Genomic DNA, 4438 nt, shown 5'->3' with positions numbered 1-4438 from the left:
GCCCGCGAAGCGGAGATCGAATGGCCATGAATTTCGACCTTTCCCTCTATCTCGTCCTCGATCCGGAGCTTTGCGGCGATTACGGCATGGTCGCCACCACAAGGGATGCGATCGCCGGCGGGGCAACCATCGTGCAACTGCGCATGAAGCACGCCTCGACGCGCGAACGCATCGACATGGGTCTCGCCCTGAAACAGTTGACGGCTGGCACGCCCGTCCGGCTGATCGTCAACGACGACGTCGAGGCCGCGATCGCCATCGATGCCGATGGCGTTCATGTCGGTCAGGAGGATGCGCATCCTGAGGAGGTGCGACACCTGATCGGCGAGGAGAAAATCCTCGGCGTTTCGGTCAACGGCCTCGATGTCGCGCGCGCCTTCGATCCCACCGGCATCGACTATATCGGCGCCGGCCCGATCTTCGCGACCGGAACCAAGCCCGACCACGCGCTTCCCGTCGGTTTTCACGGGCTTCGCGAGATGATCGACCTCTGCCGCTTGCCGGCCGTCGCCATTGGCGGGTTGAAAGGGGAGCATGTGGCGGCCACATTCAAAAGCGGGGCCGACGGGATCGCCGTCGTTTCGGCCATTTGCGGCCAGCCCGACCCATATCAGGCGACGGCGGACCTTGCCGAAGCCATCCGGAAGGCGAAGCAATGATCGCAAACATTCTCTCGATCGCCGGTTCCGACCCCTCGGGTGGGGCCGGCATCCAGGCTGACCTCAAGACCTTTTCGGCGCTTGGAACTTACGGCATGGCGGCGCTGACCGGGTTGACGGCGCAGAACACCCGCGGCGTCACCGGCGTACACGAAGTGCCCTCGGCCTTCGTCGCCGAGCAGATCGCCGCGATCTTCGATGACGTGAAGGTCGACGCGATCAAGATCGGCATGGTCGTCAATGCCAATATCGCCATCACCATCGCCGACAGCCTGCGCCACCATGTGGAGGTGCCGGTCGTGCTCGATCCTGTGATGGTCGCCAAGGGCGGCCACCGGCTGCTGCCGGAAGACGCCATCGAGGCGCTGAAGGACCACCTTATACCCCTTGCGGCCGTGCTGACGCCCAACCTGCCGGAAGCCGCCGCCCTGCTCGACGCCGAGACCGCCACCACCCGCGATCAGATGATCGAACAGGCAACCGCGTTGAGAGGCCTCGGCACGCAGGCGGTGCTGTTGAAGGGCGGCCATCTGGAGGGGGCGGAAAGCCCGGACCTGCTGGTCACCGCCAACGGTCATGACTGGCTGGAGGGCGCGCGCATCGACACCGCGAGCACCCATGGCACCGGCTGCACGCTTTCAAGCGCGATCGCGGCCGAGATCGGCAAGGGCGCCCCCCTTTCCGAGGCGGTGGCGAACGCCAAGCGCTATGTCGCCGGCGCGATCGCGGCGGCCGACAGCCTGCATGTCGGCTCCGGCCACGGGCCGACCCATCATTTCCACCAGCTGTGGGGCGAAGTCACCAAAACGTGATGTCGTCTGCCCCGTAGTCAGCCGGCGTTCACCTTCCCTACGTTAATCCTGCCCCTAGCTTCCCAACAGAGGCTGCGTATACTGCGGCCTGAGCAACGAAGGAGGCTTTGGATGAAAAACGGATTTATGATCGCCGGCGCTGTCGCGCTCTGTCTCAGCGCTGGCTTTGCGGTTGCCCAGGATGCACCGCAGATGCTGCGCCAGGACGACATGAAGGCGATCGGCAAGGCCATGGGCCAGCTCGGCGCCATCGCCAAGGGTCAGAATGCCTACGACCCGATCGTGGTCCAGGGCGCGCTTACCGATATCTCCACCAAAATCACCGACTTCCCGACCCATTTCCCGCCTGATTCGAAAACCGGCAACGGCACCGAGGCAAGCCCGGCGATCTGGGAAAACATGGACGATTTCGAGGCTCATGCGCAAAAGCTCGCCGATGACGCCGATGCCCTGCTGGCCGACCTGCCCGCCGATCAGGCCGCCGTCGGAGCCGCGATGAAAACGCTGGGGGCCAATTGCGCGGCCTGCCACAAGCTCTATCGCGTCGACAATTAGAGCCTTCTCACCATCGTGACGCAGTTCCGGGCGTTGGAGCGGTTCCCAGCACGCCCGGAACTGCCGTTTTCTCTTGAAATTCGGGAACAGGGAGACCGGGCGTGAAAAAGCTGACGATCATCGTACTGGCTGTCGCCGCTCTGTTCATGGGGGCGGCTTTCGTGGTTGCCTTCACCCCGCCGAAACTCGATCCGGCGGACTATCAGGACCTGCAGGCCGCCGATCCGCATAATGGCGCAAAGATGTTCTGGGCCGGCCAGTGCGCCGGCTGCCATGCCGCCCCAGGCGCGGCCGGCGAGGAGAAACTGGTCCTGTCCGGCGGACACCCGATCGAGAGTGATTTCGGAACCTTCTATGCGCCCAATATCTCGCCCGACAAGCAGGAAGGCATCGGCGACTGGTCGCTCATGGACTTCGCCAACGCCGTAAAGAAGGGCGTCGGCCCGCACGGGCGCAATCTCTACCCCTCCCTGCCCTACACCTCCTATGTGCGGATGAAGGATCAGGACGTTAAGGACCTCCACGGCTACATCATGACGCTGCCGCCGAGCGATACGCCCAGCAAGCCGCACGATGTCGACTTTCCGTTCAATGTCCGGCTGGGGCTGTCATTCTGGAAGCAGTTGTTCTTCAAGAACGAACCGCGGGTGCAATTCACCGACGCCTCGCCCGAAATCATGCGCGGCCAGTATCTGGTCGAGGGGCCGGGCCATTGCGGCGAGTGTCACACGCCGCGCAACGCGCTCGGAGGGCTTGAATATGACAAGTGGCTCGCCGGCGGGCCGAACCCCGACGGCGAAGGGACGATCCCGGACATCACCCCGGGCTCCAAAAGCATCGGCAACTGGACGCCGGCGGAGATCGCCGACTACCTCGAAACCGGCTTCACGCCGGACTTCGATACGGCCGGCGGCTCGATGGTCGACGTGCAGGAGAACCTGTCGCATCTGCCGCGCTCCGACCTCGAAGCCATCGCCGCCTATCTGAAGGCCGTGCCCGCGCAGTAGAGCGTCGGGCGAAAAAGTGGAATCCGGTTTTTCGACAGTCCCGACGCGCCCGAACAGATAGCGGGATCAATCGGCGAGCGTCTGCATGTAGCGCATGCCGGTCACCGGACGCGCGACGAAATCCATCTGCTGGTAGAAACGGTGGGCGCCGAAATTGCCGGTGGCGGCGCTGACCGACAGGTAGGTGCAGCCGGCGGCCTTGGCGAAGTCGCGCGCGCGGGCGATCAGATGCTGGCCGACGCCGTGATTGCGGTGGCCGTCGCGCACGAACAGATGATGCAGATCCATGCCGCGCCGGCCCTGCTGGGCGCGGTAGAGCGGCGTCAAAAGCGCGTAGCCGAGAAGCTGCGCGCCGGCATCGGCGACCAGCGCAGTCACCCATGGCGTCGGCCCGAACAGGTCGCGTCTGAGGCTTTCCGCCGTCATTTCCGAAGGATCATCGTGAAAGGCGGCAAGCAGCCCGATCATCTCAAGCAGTTGCGGAATATCGGATTCGACCGCCTTCCTGATGGTCATCAGGGCTGGTCGTTCCAGAGCGATTTTGTCTTGATCGTCAGTCATTTTATCGTCCCTTGGCCTTCGAATTCTGCCGCCTTGGGGGACGTTTTGCTTCAACACCTTGCCGCCCCCAGGCGGCCGGTGATGAACATGATCAACAGGCCGCTCCTATTGGAACAGCCAAAAATACATATGATTGTGGGTCACGGTCTTGATCATGGAAAATCCAATGCGCCGAAACGCCGACATTGTCAATTCAAAAACGCGGCCACGCGCTATTTGCAGGTCGAGCGCGCCCAGTCCATGTAGAGCGTCATCGCCTGTTTCGCCATCGGGCCGGGTTCGAAATCGCGGTCGTCGAGTTTGATCACCGGCACGACCTTGTTGTAATTGCCGGTCAGGAACAGTTCGTCGGCTTCGAGGAAGTTCTTGACGGTCAGCGTCTTCTCCTTCGCGGCGATGCCATTGTCGCGGAACAGCTTGAGGATGCGCTTGCGGGTGATGCCCGCGAGGAAACAGCCATTGTCCGCCGGCGTCATCGGGATGCCGTCCTTGACCATGAAGATATTGGCCGAGGCCGTTTCGGCGACATTGCCGAGCATGTCGAGCGCCAGCGCGTTGTCGAAACCGCGCGCGCGCGCCTCCAGCATCATCCGGCCGGAATTGGGATAGAGGCTGCCGGTCTTGGCGTGGGTCATGGCCACTTCCGGCGACGGGCGGCGGTAGGGCGAGACCGTCAAGCGAACCGGCTCTGTGGAGCGCATCGGCGTTTCGAACAGGCAAAGCGCGAAACGGGTAGAGGCCGGATCAGCGGGCACGAGCCCGTCAAGGCCGTGTTCGGCCCAGTACATCGGCTTGATATAGACCGCTTCAGCGCCCTTGAAATTCTTCAGGCCTTCCCAGACCA

At 63.2% G+C, this 4438-nt stretch carries 6 protein-coding genes; 4 read left to right on the top strand and 2 right to left on the bottom strand.

Features of this window, described 5'->3' with window-relative positions; all coding sequences use genetic code 11:
• The first annotated feature begins 20 nt into the window (after positions 1-20).
• The 4 genes from thiE to B4E36_RS01255 all read left to right on the top strand — a co-directional run bounded on the left by thiE (position 21) and on the right by B4E36_RS01255 (position 3033).
• A complete protein-coding gene (gene thiE, locus B4E36_RS01270) occupies positions 21-659 on the top strand; it encodes a thiamine phosphate synthase (RefSeq protein WP_292056277.1) in 639 nt (212 codons plus the stop codon).
• Positions 656-1471 carry a bifunctional hydroxymethylpyrimidine kinase/phosphomethylpyrimidine kinase gene (thiD, locus tag B4E36_RS01265; RefSeq protein ID WP_292056280.1) on the top strand — a complete coding sequence of 272 codons (816 nt, stop codon included), beginning with the start codon at positions 656-658 and terminating at the stop codon, positions 1469-1471. The genes thiE and thiD overlap by 4 nt, the downstream gene beginning before the upstream one ends.
• A gap of 111 nt (positions 1472-1582) precedes the next feature.
• Positions 1583-2026, top strand: a complete 444-nt coding sequence (locus B4E36_RS01260; protein WP_292056282.1) for a c-type cytochrome — start codon at positions 1583-1585, stop codon at positions 2024-2026.
• Positions 2027-2172: 146 nt separating this feature from the next.
• Positions 2173-3033, top strand: coding sequence for a c-type cytochrome (locus B4E36_RS01255; protein WP_414673705.1), 861 nt, complete (start codon positions 2173-2175; stop codon positions 3031-3033).
• A gap of 66 nt (positions 3034-3099) precedes the next feature.
• Here the strand turns inward: B4E36_RS01255 and B4E36_RS01250 are convergent, their stop codons facing one another.
• On the bottom strand, positions 3100-3594 hold the full coding sequence (locus tag B4E36_RS01250; protein ID WP_026173286.1) for a GNAT family N-acetyltransferase: 495 nt from the start codon (positions 3592-3594) through the stop codon (positions 3100-3102).
• Between the two features lie 212 nt (positions 3595-3806).
• On the bottom strand, positions 3807-4438 hold a 632-nt coding region (locus B4E36_RS01245; protein WP_345899880.1), incomplete at its 5' end, for a branched-chain amino acid aminotransferase.

It is taken from the genome of Martelella sp. UBA3392 (genome assembly GCF_002358775.1).
Lineage (GTDB): Bacteria > Pseudomonadota > Alphaproteobacteria > Rhizobiales > Rhizobiaceae > Martelella > Martelella mediterranea.
The sequence above is the reverse complement of the archived record's forward strand: the minus strand, read 5'-3'. Positions and strand labels throughout refer to the sequence as shown.

Bases quoted from the DNA above. Each gene is read 5' to 3' on its own strand.
- thiE (WP_292056277.1), top strand. From the start codon at position 21: ATGGCCATGAATTTCGACCTTTCCCTCTATCTCGTCCTCGATCCGGAG.
- B4E36_RS01255 (WP_414673705.1), top strand. From the start codon at position 2,173: ATGGGGGCGGCTTTCGTGGTTGCCTTCACCCCGCCGAAACTCGATCCG.
- thiD (WP_292056280.1), top strand. From the start codon at position 656: ATGATCGCAAACATTCTCTCGATCGCCGGTTCCGACCCCTCGGGTGGG.
- B4E36_RS01260 (WP_292056282.1), top strand. From the start codon at position 1,583: ATGAAAAACGGATTTATGATCGCCGGCGCTGTCGCGCTCTGTCTCAGC.
- B4E36_RS01250 (WP_026173286.1), bottom strand. From the start codon at position 3,594: ATGACTGACGATCAAGACAAAATCGCTCTGGAACGACCAGCCCTGATG.